This is a genomic window from Herbaspirillum sp. UBA812 (assembly GCF_002296545.1).
GTDB classification, from domain to species: domain Bacteria; phylum Pseudomonadota; class Gammaproteobacteria; order Burkholderiales; family Burkholderiaceae_D; genus Herbaspirillum; species Herbaspirillum huttiense.
In genome coordinates this window covers 14,316-15,051 of record NZ_DBIC01000295.1, presented here as the reverse complement: position 1 = coordinate 15,051, position 736 = coordinate 14,316, and the positions used below count along the sequence as shown (strand labels likewise).

At 65.9% G+C, this 736-nt stretch carries 1 protein-coding gene; it reads left to right on the top strand.

The features are described 5' to 3' along the window. Positions 1-19: 19 nt before the first annotated feature. Positions 20-736: ABC transporter permease subunit (locus tag B3873_RS20365; RefSeq protein WP_414651554.1), on the top strand; the 717-nt coding region annotated here is incomplete at its 3' end.

Here is a 736-nt window from a genome sequence, read left to right as displayed (position 1 = left end):
GGCCACCGCCCCCGCGGGCGTGTCTGCTGCGGGCGAGCCGGTGCGTGCCGCCGCCGCCAACGAAGCGCAGGTGGCACCCGCCGCCAGCGCTGCCGGCAGCGTGAAAGCGCGCAGCCTGCGCAAGAAGATCATTGCGGGCGGCCTCTTCATGCGCGTGGTGCCGCCCCTGCTGGGGGTGGCGCTGCTGGTGCTGGTCTGGCAGATCATTGCCTTGAAGACCGCCAGCTTCCCCACGCCATGGGTGACCCTGAAGGAAGCGGGCGTGATGTTCTCCGATCCCTTCTACCGCAACAGTCCCAATGACCAGGGCATAGGCTGGAACGTGCTGGCTTCGCTGCAGCGGGTCGGCATGGGCTTCGGACTGGCGGCGCTGGTGGGCATTCCGCTGGGCTTTGCGATTGGCCGCGTGGAATTCCTCTCGCGCATGTTCGGCCCCATCATCAGCTTGCTGCGTCCGGTCTCGCCGCTGGCCTGGCTGCCCATTGGCCTGCTGGTGTTCAAGTCGGCCAATCCGGCGGCGATCTGGTCGATCTTCATCTGCTCGATCTGGCCGATGATCATCAACACGGCCGTTGGTGTGCAGCGCGTGCCGCAGGACTACATGAACGTGGCGCGCGTGCTCAATCTCTCCGAATGGAAGGTGCTGACCAAGATCCTGTTCCCTTCGGTATTGCCCTACATGCTGACCGGCGTGCGCCTTTCCATCGGTACGGCCTGGCTGGTGATCGTGGCCGCC